At 41.3% G+C, this 20,145-nt stretch carries 21 protein-coding genes; 3 read left to right on the top strand and 18 right to left on the bottom strand.

The genetic code is table 11. From position 1 onward, the window contains the following. Positions 1-105: 105 nt before the first annotated feature. The 14 genes from ccsB to AC3WLU_RS11275 all read right to left on the bottom strand — a co-directional run bounded on the left by ccsB (position 106) and on the right by AC3WLU_RS11275 (position 13,320). Positions 106-1,284 carry a c-type cytochrome biogenesis protein CcsB gene (gene ccsB / locus AC3WLU_RS11340; RefSeq protein ID WP_492597272.1) on the bottom strand — a complete coding sequence of 393 codons (1,179 nt, stop codon included), beginning with the start codon at positions 1,282-1,284 and terminating at the stop codon, positions 106-108. After that, entirely contained in the window at positions 1,277-2,926 is a 1,650-nt protein-coding gene (gene resB, locus AC3WLU_RS11335; RefSeq protein ID WP_098865317.1) for a cytochrome c biogenesis protein ResB, read from the bottom strand. Before resB ends, ccsB begins: the two co-directional genes overlap by 8 nt. 18 nt (positions 2,927-2,944) lie before the next feature. Beyond that, positions 2,945-3,475: a thiol-disulfide oxidoreductase ResA gene (resA, locus tag AC3WLU_RS11330; RefSeq protein ID WP_492597271.1), complete on the bottom strand. Its 531-nt coding sequence runs from the start codon at positions 3,473-3,475 to the stop codon at positions 2,945-2,947. Between the two features lie 210 nt (positions 3,476-3,685). Next, positions 3,686-4,426, bottom strand: coding sequence for a 23S rRNA pseudouridine(2605) synthase RluB (gene rluB, locus AC3WLU_RS11325; protein WP_034308106.1), 741 nt, complete (start codon positions 4,424-4,426; stop codon positions 3,686-3,688). A 303-nt stretch (positions 4,427-4,729) separates the two neighbouring features. After that, complete coding sequence (locus tag AC3WLU_RS11320; RefSeq protein ID WP_307730013.1) at positions 4,730-5,257, bottom strand: spore maturation protein; 528 nt, start codon at positions 5,255-5,257, stop codon at positions 4,730-4,732. A gap of 14 nt (positions 5,258-5,271) precedes the next feature. Then, the gene (locus tag AC3WLU_RS11315; protein WP_063575727.1) at positions 5,272-5,865 is read right to left on the bottom strand and encodes a nucleoside recognition domain-containing protein; all 594 of its coding nucleotides are present in this window, start codon (positions 5,863-5,865) and stop codon (positions 5,272-5,274) included. Beyond that, positions 5,858-7,018, bottom strand: coding sequence for a D-alanyl-D-alanine carboxypeptidase family protein (locus AC3WLU_RS11310; protein ID WP_413000863.1), 1,161 nt, complete (start codon positions 7,016-7,018; stop codon positions 5,858-5,860). The genes AC3WLU_RS11315 and AC3WLU_RS11310 overlap by 8 nt, the downstream gene beginning before the upstream one ends. Before the next feature lie 157 nt (positions 7,019-7,175). Then, entirely contained in the window at positions 7,176-8,822 is a 1,647-nt protein-coding gene (locus AC3WLU_RS11305; protein ID WP_106026853.1) for an FAD-dependent oxidoreductase, read from the bottom strand. A 178-nt stretch (positions 8,823-9,000) separates the two neighbouring features. Continuing rightward, on the bottom strand, positions 9,001-9,564 hold the full coding sequence (ahpC, locus tag AC3WLU_RS11300) for an alkyl hydroperoxide reductase subunit C (RefSeq protein ID WP_057217417.1): 564 nt from the start codon (positions 9,562-9,564) through the stop codon (positions 9,001-9,003). 441 nt (positions 9,565-10,005) lie between these two features. Continuing rightward, a complete protein-coding gene (locus AC3WLU_RS11295) occupies positions 10,006-10,881 on the bottom strand; it encodes a superoxide dismutase (protein WP_492597270.1) in 876 nt (291 codons plus the stop codon). Positions 10,882-11,001: 120 nt separating this feature from the next. Further along, entirely contained in the window at positions 11,002-11,490 is a 489-nt protein-coding gene (locus AC3WLU_RS11290) for a YpuI family protein (RefSeq protein ID WP_492597269.1), read from the bottom strand. A gap of 22 nt (positions 11,491-11,512) precedes the next feature. Further along, positions 11,513-11,929 (bottom strand): hypothetical protein, encoded by a 417-nt coding sequence (locus tag AC3WLU_RS11285; RefSeq protein ID WP_492597268.1) that lies wholly within the window; start codon positions 11,927-11,929, stop codon positions 11,513-11,515. Between the two features lie 55 nt (positions 11,930-11,984). Continuing rightward, positions 11,985-12,566: an SMC-Scp complex subunit ScpB gene (gene scpB, locus AC3WLU_RS11280; protein WP_034308120.1), complete on the bottom strand. Its 582-nt coding sequence runs from the start codon at positions 12,564-12,566 to the stop codon at positions 11,985-11,987. Continuing rightward, positions 12,553-13,320, bottom strand: a complete 768-nt coding sequence (locus AC3WLU_RS11275; RefSeq protein ID WP_057278754.1) for a segregation/condensation protein A — start codon at positions 13,318-13,320, stop codon at positions 12,553-12,555. The genes scpB and AC3WLU_RS11275 overlap by 14 nt, the downstream gene beginning before the upstream one ends. A gap of 215 nt (positions 13,321-13,535) precedes the next feature. Between AC3WLU_RS11275 and AC3WLU_RS11270 the strand changes: the two genes are divergently transcribed. Beyond that, positions 13,536-13,628, top strand: a complete 93-nt coding sequence (locus tag AC3WLU_RS11270) for a YjcZ family sporulation protein (RefSeq protein ID WP_072273196.1) — start codon at positions 13,536-13,538, stop codon at positions 13,626-13,628. Between the two features lie 165 nt (positions 13,629-13,793). After that, on the top strand, positions 13,794-14,330 hold the full coding sequence (locus AC3WLU_RS11265) for a DUF309 domain-containing protein (protein ID WP_048680145.1): 537 nt from the start codon (positions 13,794-13,796) through the stop codon (positions 14,328-14,330). A 28-nt stretch (positions 14,331-14,358) separates the two neighbouring features. Here AC3WLU_RS11265 and AC3WLU_RS11260 read toward each other — a convergent pair whose 3' ends face one another. Further along, the gene (locus AC3WLU_RS11260; protein ID WP_034308124.1) at positions 14,359-14,703 is read right to left on the bottom strand and encodes a GNAT family N-acetyltransferase; all 345 of its coding nucleotides are present in this window, start codon (positions 14,701-14,703) and stop codon (positions 14,359-14,361) included. A 586-nt stretch (positions 14,704-15,289) separates the two neighbouring features. Here AC3WLU_RS11260 and AC3WLU_RS11255 point away from each other — a divergent pair. Further along, entirely contained in the window at positions 15,290-16,150 is an 861-nt protein-coding gene (locus tag AC3WLU_RS11255; RefSeq protein ID WP_057278872.1) for a DUF1002 domain-containing protein, read from the top strand. 332 nt (positions 16,151-16,482) lie between these two features. Here AC3WLU_RS11255 and lysA read toward each other — a convergent pair whose 3' ends face one another. The 3 genes from lysA to spoVAEA all read right to left on the bottom strand — a co-directional run bounded on the left by lysA (position 16,483) and on the right by spoVAEA (position 20,135). Beyond that, on the bottom strand, positions 16,483-17,811 hold the full coding sequence (lysA, locus tag AC3WLU_RS11250; protein WP_492597267.1) for a diaminopimelate decarboxylase: 1,329 nt from the start codon (positions 17,809-17,811) through the stop codon (positions 16,483-16,485). Between the two features lie 271 nt (positions 17,812-18,082). Beyond that, a complete protein-coding gene (locus AC3WLU_RS11245) occupies positions 18,083-19,549 on the bottom strand; it encodes a spore germination protein (protein WP_268936439.1) in 1,467 nt (488 codons plus the stop codon). Then, complete coding sequence (gene spoVAEA, locus AC3WLU_RS11240) at positions 19,530-20,135, bottom strand: stage V sporulation protein SpoVABEA (RefSeq protein ID WP_241634484.1); 606 nt, start codon at positions 20,133-20,135, stop codon at positions 19,530-19,532. Before spoVAEA ends, AC3WLU_RS11245 begins: the two co-directional genes overlap by 20 nt. Positions 20,136-20,145: the final 10 nt, after the last annotated feature.

The following is a 20,145-nucleotide window of genomic DNA, read 5'->3' as shown; positions in this document are numbered from 1 at the left end:
GAATGGGATTGACAGAAAAAGGGATCATTTTCTAGAAAAATCGATAAGCCAACTCTCGACGTTTCTATCAAAAGACCCCCTTCATCTAAACATTACAATACAGAATCAAGCATATGAATGCAAACCAGCAATAACAAGATTGACGAAAATCAGGTTAAACATGATGATGGCAAAACCGATGACGGCAAGCCAAGCCGATTTTTCCCCTTGCCACCCCTTTGACATCCGCAGATGCAAGAAAGCCGCATAAAACAACCAAGTAACCAATGCCCAGACCTCTTTCGGATCCCAGCCCCAGAATCGTGTCCAGGCCACTTGGGCCCAGATCATTGCAAAAATGAGGGCACCGAGTGTAAAGATCGGAAAACCGATAAGGACCGAACGATAACTAATCTCGTCCAATAAATTCAAATTCACATTTTTAACGATCGGTTTAATCAAAGCTGCCACTCTTTTGCGAGCAATCAACCTTATTAAACCATACAGGACGAGTCCCATGCCGAATGACCAAAGAACAGTATTCAGTTTCTTGGCATTGATCAGTGCAGGCATGTCCACCAGCGGTTCAAATCGATCCGTCTCGATGAGTTTCCCTTCATTGGGACCTACCAATGCCGGCAGGTTGAATTCCTGTTTGACTTCGGCACCTTTTTTATCGACCCAATCAAAATTCGCCTTATAATCCATGGCAGCAAAAGAAGAAGTGATGATGACGAAACCGATGGTGCAGACTAATGTGAACATGATGACTTCAAGCCAGAACGTTCTTTTGCTTGATTGTGTCTGATCAACGAACTTGATTAAATAAATGATGGCAGTAACGAAACTTATGGCAAGGATTGACTGTCCTGCCGCTGCAGTCGTTACATGAATATGGAGCCAATCACTCTGCAAAGCAGGGATGAGCGGCGAAATTTCTGTAGGGAACATACTTGCATAAGCGATTATCAATAATGCTATCGGTAAAGCGAATAGCCCAAGGGCAGGTGTTTTATAAAGAAAATAAATTAATATGAAAGCACCGACCAGCATCATTCCGAAAAAGGTCGTAAATTCAAACAGGTTACTTACCGGGGCATGCCCGGCAGCAATCCATCTAGTGATGAAATACCCAATTTGCGCCGCAAACCCGATAATGGTGACGAAAATGCCCAGTTTTGCCCATTTGTTTTGTTTCTTTTCCTCCGCACCGCGTTTATCCTTGATCGATCCCCCGAAAAAAAAGGTAGCGATCAGATATAAAATGAAAGCTGCATATAAAAGGTTACTGCTTAATTCAGCCATTTAAAACTTCCCCCTTACTAGAAGATTTCTCCTCTTCAAGTTGATCCATTGGTTCGGAAAGTGATGTTGATTCTATCGCTTGTTTTATATCTCTTTTAATGCCGTGCCAGTTTTTGTTTGTATGGCCGGCCAAAAGTATCTCATCATCTTTCCTCTTGATCCATATACGCCGATGATTCCAATAAGACCCTTGGACAACGCCGATCATGAAGATGATTCCACCCGTGAATAAGATCCAAAGGGTTAAATCCTTCCTGACGGTCAAAGCCGTGACATCTTGGGTTTCCACACCATTAAAAGCCATTTTATAAGTGTTTTCCCCTAAAGGCTCCACAGTCTCCTTAATCGCTACGAAACTGACTTCACCCTCTGGCTTATCCGGAGTATGCATCTTAAAGATAAATGCTGGATTATTCGGAATCTTCGATATCGTTCTAGGTTCGCCTTTTTCATCGAACTCGAAATCAGGGAAGTAACTGATCAAGTCAACGGAATATCCTTCTTTCAACTCGTATTTCTTTTGCGGGTTGTTCAAATCAACCTTTAAGCTTCCATATTTCTCTTCGGTTTTTTTATTTATCAAATTAAAAGCCATCGTACTGAGCTCATCCAATTTATAGTCTACTTGGTAAAGGGCATAATGATCATGTTTCAGAGGTTCATTGACTTTGATTTTATAATCTTTAAGCTTATCAAGGTCCACTTTTTCCCCTGGTAAGGTTTCTCCCTTGCGCTCATAGAGCGTAACATCGGATTGATATGTTTTAGCGATCGTACCGGTTTTATCAATTGCAGCACTGTACTGCTTATCTTCTTCACTCTCTTTGTCATACACCTCTAAGGTAAATTCATTATTCTGAAGATAGTATTCACCATTTGTACCGGGGATTTCTTTCCTCTCGCCTTCACGCAGCCAAAGTACTTTGTCGATATACATCCCAGGGACGGAACGCAATAATGCTCCAATTAAGAAAATGATAAGTCCAATATGATTGACATAGGGTCCCCAACGTGAAAAACGACCTTTTTCGGCAAGTATATGACCGTTTTCCTCTCGTATATGATAACGCTGCCTTTTTAGTCTATCCTTTACTTCTTCAAGGTTAATATCGTGGTCTTCAAGCTTTGTCACCCCATAAATCCGCTGACGTTTCATGAAACCGTCATGACGTGTGACCCCTTGCTTTTTTAACGATCGATATAACGGAAAGAACCGGTCGATACTGGCAATCAATAGTGATATGCCCAGCATGCCTATGATAATCAAATACCACCATGAACTATACAAGTTATGAAACCCGAGTTCATAATACACCCTTCCGAACCAGCCATATTCCAGTTCATAATGCTCTGCAGGCGTCGCGGTTGAAGGGATGTACATTTCCTGGGGTAAAATCGTCCCGATAGCTGAAGCGATCAAAGCAATGACTATGAGCGTCACCCCGACCTTAACGGAAGAAAAGAAATTCCATATTTTATCGATGATCGTTTTTTTATATGTTTGTGAACGCCTGGCACTTCCTTCATATCTCATATCAATAAGCTGATTCTCTTTTTCGTTACCAAGCACCATTCCGCATTTCCCGCATATCTTTGTGCCAAACGGATTTACATGACCACAATCGCATTTTACTTCTTTCATGTCAAAAACTCCCCAATATTATGGTTTAATTCTCTCCATATGCTTTTGGATGCTCTCTTCTGTCAAAGCTCCGGTGATGATATCTATCACTTTCCCCTCTTTATCAACCAAAAAGGAGACAGGCAATATATCCACGCGGTAAGCATTTTCCACTTCCCTACCTTTATCGATCATGACAGGAAAGGTAAGGTCATGCTTTGTAATGAAATTATTGACAGCATAGTCAGATTCTCCGACGTTAACGGCCAATATCTCAACGCCCTGGTCTTTAAAGTTTTTATACTGATTTTCCATATAAGGCATTTCATATTCACACGGCTTGCAATATGTACCCCAAAAGTTCAGGAAAACGCCTTTTCCCTTGTAATCTGAAAGTTTATGCTCTTTACCTTCCATATCAGTCAAGATGAAATTGGGTGCATCGGATCCTTTTCTCAGGCTTTCATTCTTATCTTTAGTGAAGTTCGTATAAAGGGCAAACACTAAAGCTGCACCTAATAGCAGGAGAATGATGGTTCTGCTAATGAGGCGTCGCTTCTTTTTATCCATAGAGATCCTCCTAAGGCCACACTAAATTTAACCATACCATTATACCATTTAACGCCATGTCCTTTATATTTGCATTTCTGAAGGTTTTGTGACACTCTTTCCCGATTCATGAAGGAAAAGGTATTTACAGGTTGTTTTCCACCACCCATTTCTTCCAGGGGAAGAGTAGGGGTAGTGGTTTCAACCTATCAATACAGGCAAAATACTAGCTTACATTCTCCGCTGTTTAGGCTCGGTCGTTGCTAAAGTCCGCATTAATTTAACTTCATGTGGAGTCAGCTCCCGGGAATCCCCTGCAGTTAAACCATCTAAGGTCAAGAAACCATATTGCTCCCTCTTCAATTTAATGACGGGATGGCCAATTGCTTCGAACATCCGGCGGACTTGCCTATTCCTGCCTTCATGTATTGTGATTTCAACTATGGCCGTTTCCTTTTTCTTGTCGGTAGACAATACCCTTGTCTTGGCCGGAGCAGTCTTGCCATCCTCCAACTTGATTCCCTTATCCAGCTTTTTCAAACTTTCACGCAAAGGCATCCCTTTCACTTTTGCCACATACACTTTATCCACTTCATGCTTCGGATGCATTAACGTGTTTGCAAATTCCCCGTCATTAGTTAAAATCAACAAGCCCGAAGTATCGTAATCCAAGCGGCCAACTGGATAAATCCGTTCATTGATGTAAGGGAAAAAGTCCGTTACGACTTTTCTGTTCTTATCATCAGAAACGGCCGAAATGACGCCGCGCGGTTTATAGAATAGGAAATAAACCGGAGCTTCTTTTTCAAGCGGGACTTCATTAACCTCAACCTTATCATTAGGCCCCACTTTCACACCTAATTCCTTCACTACTTTGCCGTTCACTTTTACCTTACCTTCTAAAATCAACTCTTCTGCTTTACGGCGGGAAGCCAGTCCAGCATGTGCTATCACCTTTTGTAATCGTTCCATCTATCTTCACCCCATAGTATAATCATTCGTTTGTTATTGTCTATACATACACAATCATACAATTATTACATATTGAGAGGCAAAAACAAAAGGTTTTTCGCGATTAAGAGCTTTTCTTTTATTATTACACCAATAATGGGACGGTTAAATGGGTTGGTTTCCATAATGAGTGTAACATAGCTTATTTTTCCATACAAAAAAATGTTTCTTTTGATGAAAGTTTGAATACACCTTAATAATGGATGGCTGCTTTTAAGAAAAAAGACAAAAAAAAAGAAATGGAATCGTCCATTTCCCTACCTTTTAATTCATGCCGAAAACCAGTGTGACGACAATAACGGCAGCTATGATTCCGATCAAGTCTGCCAAAAGGCCGACCTTAAGGGCATCACCCATTTTTTTGATTCCGACGGCTCCAAAATAAACGGTCAATACATAGAAGGTGGTATCCGTACTTCCCTGAATCGTGGCAGCCAAGCGGCCAACAAAGGAATCCGGTCCATAAACCGATATCAGGTCGCTGGTGATTCCTAAAGCCGCTGTTCCGGATATTGGTCTAATAATCGCAAGGGGTAAAACCTCAGACGGAAAATGAAGAAAGGAAAGCAAGGGGTTTAGTGATTGTACAATGAAATCCAAGGCCCCTGATGCCCTAAATACCGAAATCGCCACAAGCATCCCTACCAGGAAAGGAATAAGGGAAAAGGACATGTTGATTCCTTCTTTCCCCCCCTCAACGAAGGTCTCATAGGTGGGAACTCTTTTCAATGTGCCATACAGTAATATTCCGAGGATCAAAACCGGTATCATCCAAATTGAAATGGTGGTCATCCAGTGCAACATCCTTATTCCCTCCCGTTCCTCTTTCTCCTGTAATAAAAATATCGATCTATCGCGATTCCTCCAACGGCGGAAATGGCCGTTGCTATTATGGTCGGAAATACGATGTCCGTCGGGGAGTGGGCATCGTAGTTCATGCGGATCGCAATGACAGTGGTTGGAATCAACGTTACGCTTGAGGTATTGATTGCTAAAAAAGTGACCATCGAGCGGCTGACCGTTGCTTTTCCTCCATTTAGTTTCTTAAGCTGTTCCATGGCTTTTATACCAAGAGGCGTAGCTGCATTCCCCAACCCGAATGTGTTTGCCATCATATTGGAAAGTATATACCCCATAGCGGGATGATTAGGAGGCACTTCAGGGAATAGCCATCTCATGAACGGCTTGAACAAGTTGGATAGTTTATCTAACAGCCCCGATTCCTCCGCAATTTTCATCAAACCCAGCCAAAAGACAAGTATGCTCATCAGTCCCAGGCAAAGGGTGACCGCTTCCTTTGCGCTGACAAATAGAGCTTCATTCACCTGATCCATCGTTCCATTAACCATGCCAAAGACGATACCGATCACGAACATCCCGACCCAAATGTAATTAACCATTGCGTCCGATTCCCAATACCGCTTCAAATACTTCAGCCCATGAAGATTGGAATGATTGTTGCTTGAAGCTTTCTTTTGCTTCCCCATAAAAAATTGACCGAGTTCCTATTTTCTTCCCATCAAGATAGATGGATGCTCTGCCGACAACTTCCGGGATTTTCCTTTTATCATCCCAAGCCTTCTGGGGCTTCAACAATTTCATTTTCACTTTGACCAATTCTCTCTCTTCGTTTGTCAGTGGGTATGAAAAATCATTTTTAATATAGACATGTCCTTTATATATTTTATTTTCCATGTTTTCCACCATGCCTGCGGGTAAAATTTCTGTTGGCTTATAATCCTTAAAGGCCGATTCGTACATATGAATATGATCATTCCAATCATCCGGACCATTCAATGTCACAGCAATCAGGTCATGCTCGTTTTTTGTTGCCGTCGTGACCAAGGTACGTTTTGCTAGTTTCGTATACCCTGTTTTCCCCCCTGTGCAATACTCATATAATTGTGTAAGTAGGCGATTTTTGTTCTTCCATACATAATCCCATTGTTCTGTGGAATTAGGTGCCCTGTGTTCCTTTGTGCCGGCAATCTTCGCATACGTTTCATTTTGCATGGCATAACGAGTGAGAATGGCCATATCATAGGCGGTTGAATAATGGTTCTTCGAATTATCCAAACCATGTGGATTTGAAAAATGGGTATCCTTCATCCCTATTTCTTCCGCCTTTTGATTCATCATCCAGACGAATCCATCCAGGCTTCCGCCAACCTTTTCGCTGATTGCCACTGCTGCATCATTACCTGAACGAAGCATCAAGCCATATACCAAATCTTCGAGCTTAATTTTTTCTCCTACTTTTAAGTAAAGGGAAGATCCCTCCGTCCCGAAGGCATTGCTGCTCACCCTCACTGTCTCATCCATCTGTCCCGATTCAATAGCCAAGATGGCCGTCATTATTTTCGTAATGCTTGCTATGCGATTCTTTTCATGAGCATTCACTTCATAAATGACCCTTCCGCTATCCTCATCCATTAAAATCGCGCTATGGGCACTTACGGATACATTTGCATAGGCGCTTTGTACAGGTGCCATAAAAGACAACAGGAGAATGACGATACACAAACTCGATAACCCTTTATATAGAAAACGCATGAGTGCCCCCTCGTCTCTTTACTTGTTTTTGTACAAGTTTATGCAAAGGGACAAGGGTTATGAATAAAAGAATCTAAACCCTGATGTTATCCACTGTTTTCAAGGGAAGTTTTCCAAAAAAAAAATCGATAGGGACTCCTATCGATTTAGTGTTCTATTACACTAATAGTGCAGCGATTTCATCAATTTTCTTAGCTCCGAATACCACTTGTTCATCATTGATGATCATGGCCGGCACGCTCATGACTTTATATTTCTTCTTGATTTCCTGGAAATTGCTTATATCGACCATTTCAGCTTCAACGTTAGGGTTTTCAATCGCTATGCGCTGCGCACCCACAACAACGTCTGGACAGTAGTGACATGACAATGAAACCATGACCTTAATGTTCGCTTTTTTACTGATTCCCTTGATTGAATTCAATACGGCTGAATCCAATGCTTGACCAGGTCCAGCCAGGTTATAGATGGCCAAAATGAAGGAATTCAACTCATGGCCGCCTGGTACACCGTGGAATTTGACGCCACTGTATACACCATTTGAATTTAAGAGGGCAACGACAGGGAACTTATCCGCATTGATTTTTTCTTCGATTTCCGCATTTTCCCCTTTGTTGTATAACTCAAGATGAAGCTTATCTCCTAATTCCGCAACATCCAAAAGGAAGTCTCGCAATTCTATTGATTTTGGCAAACTTTCATCGACAATGGACACCATAGTAACGTCGCTCTCCATCTTACCGAAGATTCCCTTTAATTGGCCACGTAACGCATCACTTAATAAAGCGCTCTTGCCTGCTGGGACAGCTGCCTGTTCTTTTTTCGCCGGTTTTTCAACTTCAGGTTCATCCTTGATTCCCAGGCGATCTTTTTCTTCCTCAATATATTTGCCGGCATCCGTTGCTGCAATCGCTCCATCGGATACAGCTGTGATAATCTGGCGCAAGGATTTTGGCCTTAGGTCGCCCGCCGCATAGACACCATTCACATTAGTCTTCATATCATCATCGGTTAAAATGTAACCAGCATCATCCATTTCGATATGGCCCTTGAATATCTCTGTTTTCGGCTCGTAACCTATGAAAACGAATACGCCAAATGTATTGTCTTCTTCCTTCGCCTTATATTCAAATTCTTCTTTGGTAACGTTATTGATGAAACGTGCACTTTGAATCATCCCGTCTCCATGAACCCCAAGGATTTCCGTATTGAATTTCACTTCAATCTTATCATTTGCCATTACTTTATCAACAATGGACGGGGCACACGAGAAGCTTGATTCACGGGCGATGATTGTGACTTTTGTAGCAAAACGTGTCAGGAATATCGCTTCTTCAGCGGCTGCATATCCTGCCCCGATAACGAAAACTTCCAACCCTTCAAAGAATTCACCATCACATGTTGAACAATAAGCTACACCGCGGCCAGTGAATTCCTCTTCACCTGGAAATCCTAGTGTTCTTGGAGAAGCACCCGTTGCAATGATGACGGCGCGTGCATGGTAGTCCCCGCCAAGGGTTTTAACGACTTTCACCTCACCGGAGAAATCCACACCCGTTACATCAGCTTTGGCGAACTCAACGCCAAAATCTTCGTTTTGAAGCTTCATTTCTTCAACTAACCTAGGACCCGATATATGACGGATACCAGGATAATTGGCTATTTCCGACGTAGTTGCAGCTTGACCGCCGCCAGTGCCTTTTTCAAGAATTATCGTCTTTAGCTTCGCTCTTCCTGCATAAACACCGGCTGAGAGGCCTGCAGGACCGCCGCCAATAATTAATAAATCATATATTTTTTTCATCTTTTGTGCTCCTTGCTGAATGATTATAACGTGCTAAACTGATTATTTAGAAAAACAAAAGGCACTTATTTTAGGTAAGTGCCTTTTGTCATTGTATCATGTCGGACGATTTGTCCAGTAATCGTAATCAATGCTGGGTATGTCCATTACCTGTAGAAATGGGCCCTCCCATTAAAAATTAAAGTTTACCTACAAGGTCTAGGCTTGGTTCAAGAGTAGCTTCACCTGGAGTCCATTTTGCAGGGCAAACTTTATCTCCATGTTCCGCTACGAATTGTGCAGCTTGAACTTTTCTTACAAGTTCTTCTGCATTACGGCCAATTCCTAAATCATTGACTTCGTATGCTTTAATTTGTCCTTCTGGATTTACAATGAAAGTTCCACGTAGAGCCAATCCATCTTCTTCAATCAATACACCGAATTGACGGGATAAAACGTTTGCTGGGTCAGCTAACATTGGATATTGGATTTTACCGATTGTATCAGTAGCATCAGCCCATCCTTTGTGGCTGAAATGAGTATCTGTTGAAACTGAGTAAACTTCACAACCAATTTCCTTGAATGTTTCATAGTTATCTTGAAGATCGGCTAATTCAGTTGGACATACGAAAGAGAAGTCAGCTGGGTAGAAAAAGAATACTGCCCATTTCCCTTTAACATCTTCAAGTGTAACTTCTTTGAATTCTCCTGCATGGTAAGCTTGTACTTTAAAATCTTCAACTTGTTTATTGATCAATGACATAATAAATTCCTCCAATAGCTATTTTTTTATCTGCTCCTGTTTATAATAATTATTAAATAGAAACTAGTCAATAAATATACCTTAATAATTTTTAAGTTCACAAATTGGTCACAGTTTTTATATTAATATAAATTAATTATTTTTAAAATCCCATAGTACTTCAAATTAGCTTTTTCAACACATTTCCAATATTATTTCTAGGTTTCAAATAAGACACATGCTCATTATATCGTGAGATGATTTCCTCTCCTTTTCAATCTAATTATAATATCCAAATGAGAATCATAAGTCGCTTTCTAATAAAATTTTCAGGTCTCCTACATATCTTTCCCATATTTCCCCTAAAAAATTCTTGTTTCAAAATTTCAATCAAAAAAAACGAACCTTGACGGCCCGTTTAGTTGTAATTGGTTCTCCAAAGACATTTCTATATTTTATCAGTTATTGCTTTTTCCAAATAAGCTTTTTCGCTTCGGTGAACCTTACGGCTATTTTCGGCCAGTTTACAACGTCCCACCATTTGTCCACATAGCCTGCCCGATTATTTTTATATTGCAGGTAATAAGCATGTTCCCATACATCAAGAACAAGGATTGGGATGGTATCCCATTGGGTCAAAACCATGTGCAATTCCGATTGAAGTATTTCTAACCGCCGAGCACGCGGAGACCAGACTAATATCGCCCAGCCAACACCTTCTACTTGTTTGGCAGCCTCACTAAAATGACTTTTAAAAGCTGCAAAGCTTCCAAAATCCTTCTCAATCTGTTTAAGTAAATCCCCCCTTGGCTGTCCGCCCCCTCCCGGAATCATCACTTCCCAGAACAGCGTATGGAGATAATGGCCCGATCCATGAAAGGCTGCTTCCTTTTCCCAATGTTTCAACAAGGAAAAATCATTCGTTTCTCTCGCTTTTTTCATCATCAATTCCGCTTTATTCAGACCATCGACATATGCTTGATGATGCTTATCATGGTGCAGATACATGATTTCCCTTGAGATCGTCGGTTCCAACGCTTCATAGGAATAAGGTAACGGCGGTAACGTATGCTTCCCAATCGGCACTGATTGCCTTTCCTGTATATTGAATTCTCTAGCGAGTTCTTCAATTTCCTCGTAGACCCGAGCCATCTCTTCTTCAATCAGGACCATATCCTCATAATCCATTTCTTCCTCATCCATATTCTTTGCCAACCCGGAAAGCCGTTCAATATTTGACAGCAACGGCGAATCGGTGATATCGATCTTCTCAAGATATTCCATCACTCCATCAACCCAATCACTTACCTCTTTAGCATAATCTTTTACCTCTGACATCTTGCAACCTCCCCCTATTCCCATACACATAAATCATCAAAGTATTTTATGTATCGATTAAGCGGAGATTCCATTTATAGCTAAAAAAAACAGCAAGGCTTATTAAGCCTTGCTGTTTCATTATCTTGACTGCAACATTTTCGTCCGGTAATCCGTTTCATAAAACTCCAATTCCTCACGCATGGTCTGGAATCCACTTTCCACGGCCTTCAGAATGGATATTATGCTGTCAGGTACACTTTGGTGAAATTTAATCGAGTTTTTTCCTGTATAGGCAGATCTGCTGTCCTCAAACCACCGATCTGATTTTGGGGAAAAGTATTCTTCGATACATTGATGATAAACTCTATAAAGCGTCTTTTCAGCTGCAGCTTTATTGAAAACATCATTTTTCAGAACGATTTGGCAAGCCTCCAAGCCCTCTTCACAACTTACAAGCATTTTTCTTAAACTTGAAAGGATTCCTTTATAATAGGTTTCATCCCCGCTTTTTTCTTCTTGCAGCTTAGAATAGGTCGTCTCATTTATAAATTCTTCCAGTTGAGCCACTGTCGTTTCCAAAAAGCCCTTTACATCCTCAAGCTGAGATTTTACCAATGTATTCCCCAACCGTGAACCCTCCTCAAATTGATTAAGATTGAATATAATAGTCAACATGTGATTCTATATCATATGGTTTAGCTTGGTCAATAGATCTAAACACTTTCTCCAATTTTTCAAAATCTATATTTTCGAAATAACCAGCCAGCTCTTTTTCTGCATTTATATATATTCGTTTTCGGTTAACCAGGCCGGGGTCTTTGAGTAGACAGACCATGGCGATGATGTCAGCCATATAAATATCTCTGTTAGGGCTTTTGAATAGGGGGTTGGCGGGATATGGGGTCCAAAGAGTGACCATCTCATCAAAATAGCGAAGATACAGTACATTCAGCGTCTTTTCTTCTCCATCCTTTATGTATTGTATAACGGATCGATTAAAGAAGTCCTCAGGTGAATTTGACTTTTCCTTTTCAAGCCCAAATCCATTGCATGCTACAATTCGCACCCGCAATCCCCCCGCATTCATTTTTTTCTATATTATCACAATTCAAAGAAAAATGTTATTCGATTGTTTGCTGAAATTTTTCAAAAAACAAATCGGCTTCACCACTTTCAAAGCTATCATCCGAATTATCGGCGAGAGGCGGTAATTCATCTATGGAATTCAGGCCGAAGTAATCCAAAAACTCTTTTGTTGTCCCATATAAATAAGCCCGGCCCGAGCCTTCAGCACGTCCGACCTCTTTAATTAAGACTTTGGTGACAAGTGTATGAATGGGGCGTTCCGTTTTCACTCCGCGTATTTCATCAATTTCAGCTCTAGTAATCGGCTGCTTATAAGCAATGATTGCGAGTGTTTCCAATGCCGCCTGGGATAAGCCTTGAGTGCTTGATGTTTCGACTAGTCTTTTCAAGTAATCCGAGTGCTCTTTTTTTGTCGTCATTTGATAAACGCCCGCTATTTCGATCACTTGAATCCCGCGTACATCCGATACATATTCTTCCTTTAAACTTTCAACGATGTCCGTTGCTTGATATTCCGTAATTTCCAGGACCGAGGCAATTTGTTTGACAGAGAGCCCTTCATCTCCGGCAGCAAACAATAATGCCTCAAGAATCCCTTTCCAATTAATAACTTCCAACTGGTTCTACACCTTCCTTAGCAGCAATCATGATTTCAGAAAAATTACCTTCTTGTTCAACGATGATTTCATTAAGTTTCATCAGTTCCAGCACCGCCATGAAAGTGATGACGATATGCTCCTTGACCGGGATCGAAAACAGTTCAAAAAAACTTTTCTTCCCTTTAATGGACTGTAACTCCATCTTGATTTCATCCATTCGTTTCTCTATCGATATCTCTTGTTTCGTTACTTTCGTGTAAAGCGGCTTTTGAATTTTTTGCCTTCTCAGCAATTTTTGCAGAGCCCCCAACATATCATATAGACTTATATTCAACTCTTGTTTATCACTTTCCGCTTCTTTAACATAAACAGATAGATCACTTGGGGGTTTGGTGAACATCAAGCTTCTTTCTTCTTCCATCCCTTTAAATTCTTCGGCTGCATTTTTATACTTTTTATATTCTAATAGTTTTTCCACAAGCTCATCCCGTGGATCTTCCTCAAATATTTCCCCATCTTCATCAATCATTTGCTCATCTTCATGCTTTGGAAGCAGCATTTTACTCTTGATGGCAAGCAGTGTTGCAGCCATCACCAGATATTCGCTGGCCACATCCAATTCCAGATGCTGCATCGTATGGATGTAACCTAGGTATTGATCTGTAATATCAGCCATCGGAATATCGTAGATGTCTATTTCCAGGCGATTGATCAAATGCAGGAGTAAATCCATCGGACCTTCGAAAGCGTCAATTTTTATGTTATAACCCATTAAATTACCTCATTTAAATCTAATTGGCCGATATAGACCTATTTCTTTTACTAATCAAGTATAGTGGATTGCCGCCCTTTATCCAAATAATAATTTACTGTCCATAGAAAAGTTTTTATTTGGGATTACCGTCAAATGGGTCGGTGCCCAATCACATTCTGAAATCCAACATAACCTAGAAATGTAAGAATAGCAGAACAAAGGAGGTACTCATTATGGGTGCAGGTGGTTTTGGAAACGGCGGCGGATTCGCGTTTATTGTAGTATTGTTCATTTTATTAGTTATCGTCGGTGCTTCTTGGTGTTAATGGGAGACTGATGAATCAGCTGATTGCCTTGCAATCAGCTTTCTTTATTTTCCAGGAAAAAATTCTATGCTAAACTTAGTGAGTATACATAGCGGATGTTAAGCTATAAGAAAATGGCTTTTTGCCATACTTAGTTGATTCCATCAAACCAAAGGGGTGCTCCTATTGACTTACGCGGAAGACTACCTTTCTTTCCTTGTCCATTTCCATGGAACGAGGGATTACTTCGAATGTCATGAAATCCTTGAAGAATATTGGAAGGAAACCGCACCAAAAGAGCGTGACTCTCATTGGGTCGGGCTCATTCAGATTGCGGTTGCCCTGTATCATGATCGCAGGGGAAACAAAAAAGGGGCTGCAAGGACCCTGTCTAAAGCCTTGGCAAATCTCCACCTAAAAAAGGCCGAGCTCCTGAAGTTGGGACTCGATCCAGAACGACTGTTCAAATTGCTCGAGGATACACATGAGCGAATGTTATCACAAAAGCCATATAAAAGCATCAATCTGCCAATATCGGATCAAAGACTGATCGAAAAATGCCAATCCATGTGTTCGCAAGAAGGATCCATATGGGGTGCGGATAGCGACATGACCAATACATCGATAGTTGATAAGCACCTAATGCGTGACCGTTCGGATGTCATTTCAGAAAGGGCTCGACAGCTATCCCTTCGAAAAACAAGAATGGAGGACCGCCCTTAAAGGCGATCCTCCATTCAAGCTTTCATATTCAGAAATCTTCACACCTGTCAAGAAAGCTTTCCGTAAACTCATTTGCTTTTAATTCTTTGTCAGGATATTGCTCCTTGATGGCCCTGACCATCGTTTTACCGATACCTTGCTTCCGGAAGGATGGATTTACAGATATATGTTGTATCTCAATGTGGGTTGGAGAGACTTCTATACCGATCAGGCCCGTAATCTCTTCATCTTTCCATAAGAACAGCTGTAGGTTTTCATCCGTTTCATAATTCTTCATCGTATTCCGAAGCGTTTTTATCTCTTTTTCATTTGGCATGAAAGATAATAATCCCATGGCAAACTTCTCATAACTTTTCTTATACTTAATCAACATAATATCCCTCGTTACTAAATAACGTTTTTATTATCTTCCTGTTTCCAATTAATTTGCTTTGAATAATAATCCTCACATATAACATTTACATCATACATAAAAATCCCGTTCGTTTCAACATCACTTTCAGCACTTGATTTATCAATGGGCTATGTGCTAAGCGATAAACAGCCAGTATACGATTCCCCATATCAAAGCGATAATAAGCATCATAAGTAAAAGAGTCTTATTACTTTTCCTCATCCCATACTCCCTTTATGAATGGTCCAAATATTTAAATAACGAATTCATTCTACTATAACTTAACACAATCTGACAAATATCCTTGCAATCTTGCTTCAATTTTACTACATTGGTAAAGTGATCTAGGTTCATAGAGTGCCATCTTAGGTATAAAAGACAAAGATACACCCAACTTCTTCGTTTAAATGAACGTAGCTATTTGGCTATAAATTTTTTTCAGGAATATATGTATCTTTTTTAGCCTTTGTTTCGTCAAATACTATGAATCTGATTTAAAGTGCCGCCCTTTTATTGAAAGATTCCCAATTCAGCAGGAAAGTTAAGGAGGATTATCATGAAAAAAATGAATAAATGGGTCATTGTAACCATTTTATTATGTCTATTATTGCCATATAAGGCTTTTGCAGATGCAGCTGTTGGTGAAATGATCGTCACACTTGGTGAGAATTTGACAAATGAACAAAAAAGTATGATTTTATCAGAAATGAAAGCACCAAATGATGTTGAGGTTTTAACCGTTACAAATGCGGAGGAACATGAATACTTAGGAGACTATATCGCTAGCCGTCTAATCGGTACAAAAGCGATTTCATCCTCTGCGATTACTTTGGAGGAAAAAGGTACCGGTCTTAAACTTGAGTCGAAAAACATTAACTGGGTTTCCGATGAAATGTATATCAATGCACTGGCTACTGCAGGAGTAAAAGATGCTACCGTTTATGTCACCGCACCCATACCCGTTTCCGGTACAGCGGCTTTGACAGGAGTCATTAAAGCCTATGAAATATCTGCCGACAAGAAGATTCCTGAAGATGTGAAACAGGCAGCGAATGAGGAAATGGTGAAAACAGCAAAATTGGGTGACGAAATCGGTACGGAAGAAGCCTCTGCACTTGTTACGAAAATCAAAGAGGAAATGGCTGCAAATCCACCAGCCAATACTGAAGAGGTCCGCGAGGTTGTCGAGTCTTCAGCAAAAGACCTTGGAATCGCCTTAAATGAAGATCAAGTACAAAGTTTAATTGATTTATTCAATAAGCTAAAAGAATTGAATATTGATTGGAACGCTGTCGGTGATCAGCTGACTGCAGCTAAAGATAAACTTTCCAATTTTCTTGAATCCGAAGAGGGTCAATCATTTCTGGATAAATTGAAAGAAGTGTTCAGTAGTTTAATAGACGCAATCAAATCACTTTTCAGCTGATTCAAATAAAAAAGGATGGCCAATGCCATCCTTTCAGACGTAGACAAACTCGATGAAAATCGAGTTTGTCTATTTTTATGCCTGTACAATTTGAGCGTTGAGTTCCACTGAAGGCACTCGCTTTCCGCGGGCGGTCCGGGAAGCCTCCTCGGCGCTATTGCGCCTGCGGGGTCTCCCTTTGACGCGCTTTTCCCGCAGGAGTCTCGTCCCCTTCCGTTCTAATTGAAGGTATTGCTATTGGTTATTTGGTTCGGGAACATCATTTGAGCAAAGTTACGTTTTCAAAGCCCTTTATTTACAAACTGAAAGGATGGCCAATGCCATCCTTTTTTCTATTCTTTATTGACGACTGCCGCTTCATGAAGGGCCAAGTCCAAATGGATAAGATCTTCGTAAGTTTCGCGTTTGATGACCAACCGGGCTTCTCCCTTTTCGGCAAAGACGACAGCCGGTCTCGGAATGCGATTGTAATTATTCGACATGGAATATCCATATGCCCCTGTACAAAATACCGCCAAGACATCACCGCGGCCGGCTTTCGGCAATGGTAAATCCCAAATCAACATATCTCCGCTTTCACAGCATTTTCCGGCAATGGACACTGTCTCTTCCACAGGGTCGAGCGGCCGGTTTGCAAGAATGGCATCATATTTAGCTTCGTAAAGAGCGGGACGTATATTATCACTCATGCCCCCATCTACGGCAATATATTTACGGACATTAGGAACTTCCTTTTCAGAACCCACCTTATACAGTGTCACACCGGCGTCTCCGACCAATGAACGGCCAGGTTCGATCCAGATTTCAGGCATCACTAAATCAGAATCAGCAATCAGGTTCTGCACTTCCCTAACGATCTCCTCAACATATTGAGACGCCGGTAGCGGGTCGTCCTCTTGTGTATACCGAATCCCGAATCCCCCGCCGAGATTCAATACCTGTGGTTGAAACCCTACCGAATCGTGCCAATCACTCAGCTTGCCGATAATTTTTTGGGCTGCCAGAAGGAAACCGGTCGTTTGAAAGATTTGGGAACCGATATGGCAGTGTAATCCAAGAACTTCCAGAAAATCACTATGAAGCGCTTGTCGAAGGGCAGCTTCTGCCTGGCCGTTAATAAGATCAAAACCAAATTTCGAATCTTCTTGCCCTGTCAAAATATAATCATGCGTATGGGCTTCAATACCCGGTGTTACACGAAGAAGGATTTTCACCTTTTGTTCACGGTTTGTACAAATTTCTTCCAACAGCGTCAACTCTGAAAAATTATCGACTACTATACAGCCAATGTCATGATCCAAAGCCATATGTAGCTCTTCTTCACTTTTGTTATTTCCATGGAAGTGAATCCGTTCTGTTGGGAAATTTGCCTTAATTGCCGTATATAATTCCCCCGCTGAGACAACATCGAGAGACAGTCCCTCTTGCTCAGCCAACTGAATCATGGCAATCGAAGAAAAGGCCTTACTTGCGTAAGCAACTTGTGCTGTAACCCCCAATTCCTCAAAAGTTCTCTTGAACCCCCTCGCCCGTTCGCGAATTAGCTCTACATCATAAACATATAATGGTGTACCAAATTGTTCGATCAATTCGATCGTGTCCACACCGCCAATCTCCAGATGTCCACGTTCATTGACACCGCCGGTTCCGTACAAATGCATGATAGCCTCACCTTCCTGACTTAAAACTATTAATAAGAAATGAGGCAGCCTCAAATAAAGAAAACCTGCTGTAAAGGGTCCTCTATATGATCCAGCCTCATCCGAATCAATTATCCCATGTAAATATTGTTCTCTATGACTGCTTAGTAGTTCGAAGGGAAAGACAGATTGGTTTAAACTCCAAAGAGTCATAGTAGCTTTATCTCTTTGTGAAGCCTAACTTTATCGCTTTATCCGAATAAAAATAAATTACCACAACTTTTCGACAACATCAACCTTTAGATTTTCTCGGCTGTCTATATAGATCTTGGGGATGTACAATGCTCGGCCGTTCTATAGTACCAGGATAAGGTCTTCTTAATATTATATGTGACAAGGCCTTCGGCTGAAACGGGAGAAGCGGCCATAAATAAGGTGTATTTAATGTTTTTATACTAGTGAGCATGATCAAATAGAGTGTGATGCCTATGACTAAGCCCGGCACTTTAAATAATGCGACCAAGACTATCAGTGCTAAACGGGTAATTTTATTTGCAACTCCTAGTTCTAAACTCGGAGTGACAAATGTACCTATTGTCGCAACGGAAGCGTAGAGAACCACTTCAGGAACAAATAGGCCAACATCTATCGCTATCTGTCCTATCAAAACTGCCGCAACCAAGCCCATTGCCGTGGAAAGCGGGGTCGGGGTATGAACGGCTGCCATCCTTAAAAATTCTATCCCAATATCGGAAATGAAGATTTGGATCACAATGGGTATATGTGTTTTTTCATTCGGCCCGATAAACTCGAGCTTCTCCGGCAGGAGGGAAGGTTCTAAACAGAACAATAACCATATCGGCAGCAAGAATAACGAAACGAAAATCCCGAGAAAACGGACCCAGCGCACCAAGGTCCCGACGGCAGGCGCCTGCCGATACTCTTCGGCGTGTTGCATGTGATGGAAAAGGGTGGACGGGGTAATGATGACACTCGGTGAGGTATCCACATAAATAAGGACATGGCCCTCAAGCAAATGCGTTGCCGCCACATCAGCCCGTTCCGTATATCTGACAAGCGGGTATGGGTTATACCTTTGCTTTACGATGAACTCTTCGATCGTTTTATCAGACATCGTTATGCCATCAACCTCAATATTATTCAATTCCTTACGAACGATTTCTATTAAATCCGGATCGGCAATATCTTTAATGTAGCCGATGGATATATCCGATTTCGATCGTTCCCCCACATGCAGCATTTCGAAACGTAATCTTTCATCCCGGATTCTTCGTCTGGTTATCGCCGTGTTTATGATGATATTCTCGACAAAACCATCCCTTGATCCACGGACGACTTTTTCGGTATCGGGTTCTACTGGCTGTCTCCCGGGATAACTCCTGACATCCACGACCAGCCCTATTGGTTTACCATCAACAACAACGACGATTAAACCGGATAAAACCTGATCAACAAGCTCATCCATCGTCTTTATTTCCTGAACGGATTGGTGTACGAGCAAGTCTTTGACTACATCAAAAACTTTAGTAGACACGATATCGGCATTTTTGTTATGAATGAGAGAATCGAGGATATCAATGATGTACTCCGTATCCGTCAGCCCGTTTATATAGTAAAGATGTACATCTTTTCTTAAGACCTTTATCTTTCTTACTCCTAAGTCAAAGCTGACGCCTAGACCTACTTTCTCTTCCATGTATGCGTCAACTTCCGCTACCCTACTCGGAATCGGCATCATGTTTTGAGGTTTCTCTGAAGTCATCATGACCACTCCTTTCCAATATGATCTCCACCGCTAGCTTCGTTATCGGTGCTCCTCTTTTAAAATCGTCCTGATGGGACATTTTTCCGATATCCCCTATCCCAACTACTATGGGAACATGTAATTGATCGATGCAATACACCGTATCTCCTGTTATCTTGCCCAGCTCAAATTCCTCGGCGCCGTATTTATCAACCCCGTTCGGTGTCAAATTACCATCACGGTCAATACAGATATCCACCTTGGTCCACTCTTCCCTTCTGGTCTTTGAAGCGACCGCTATCACGCCAAGGACATCAATATCAGGGTGTCCGGCAACTACCTTCATTGCCTGTTCGCCTGATCCTTCTCCTATAAAACCGCTATCATCAAACATGACCAATACAGGATCATACTTCGCCTTTTTTATTAATTCAACTAACTCCAAGCCCGTATATCGTGATGGATTACCTTGGGACATGGAGATACATCTTCCCCCTATTTCCTTGGCTACATGCTCGACAGCCCGTTTTGCATACTCATCTCCATCCGTAATCAATATCACTTTTCGTTTGGTCACCATCTTGGGCCTA

Source organism: Peribacillus sp. FW305-BF15, assembly GCF_058783805.1.
Note: the sequence above shows the minus strand (reverse complement) of the source record. Positions and strands in the feature narration are given on the sequence as shown.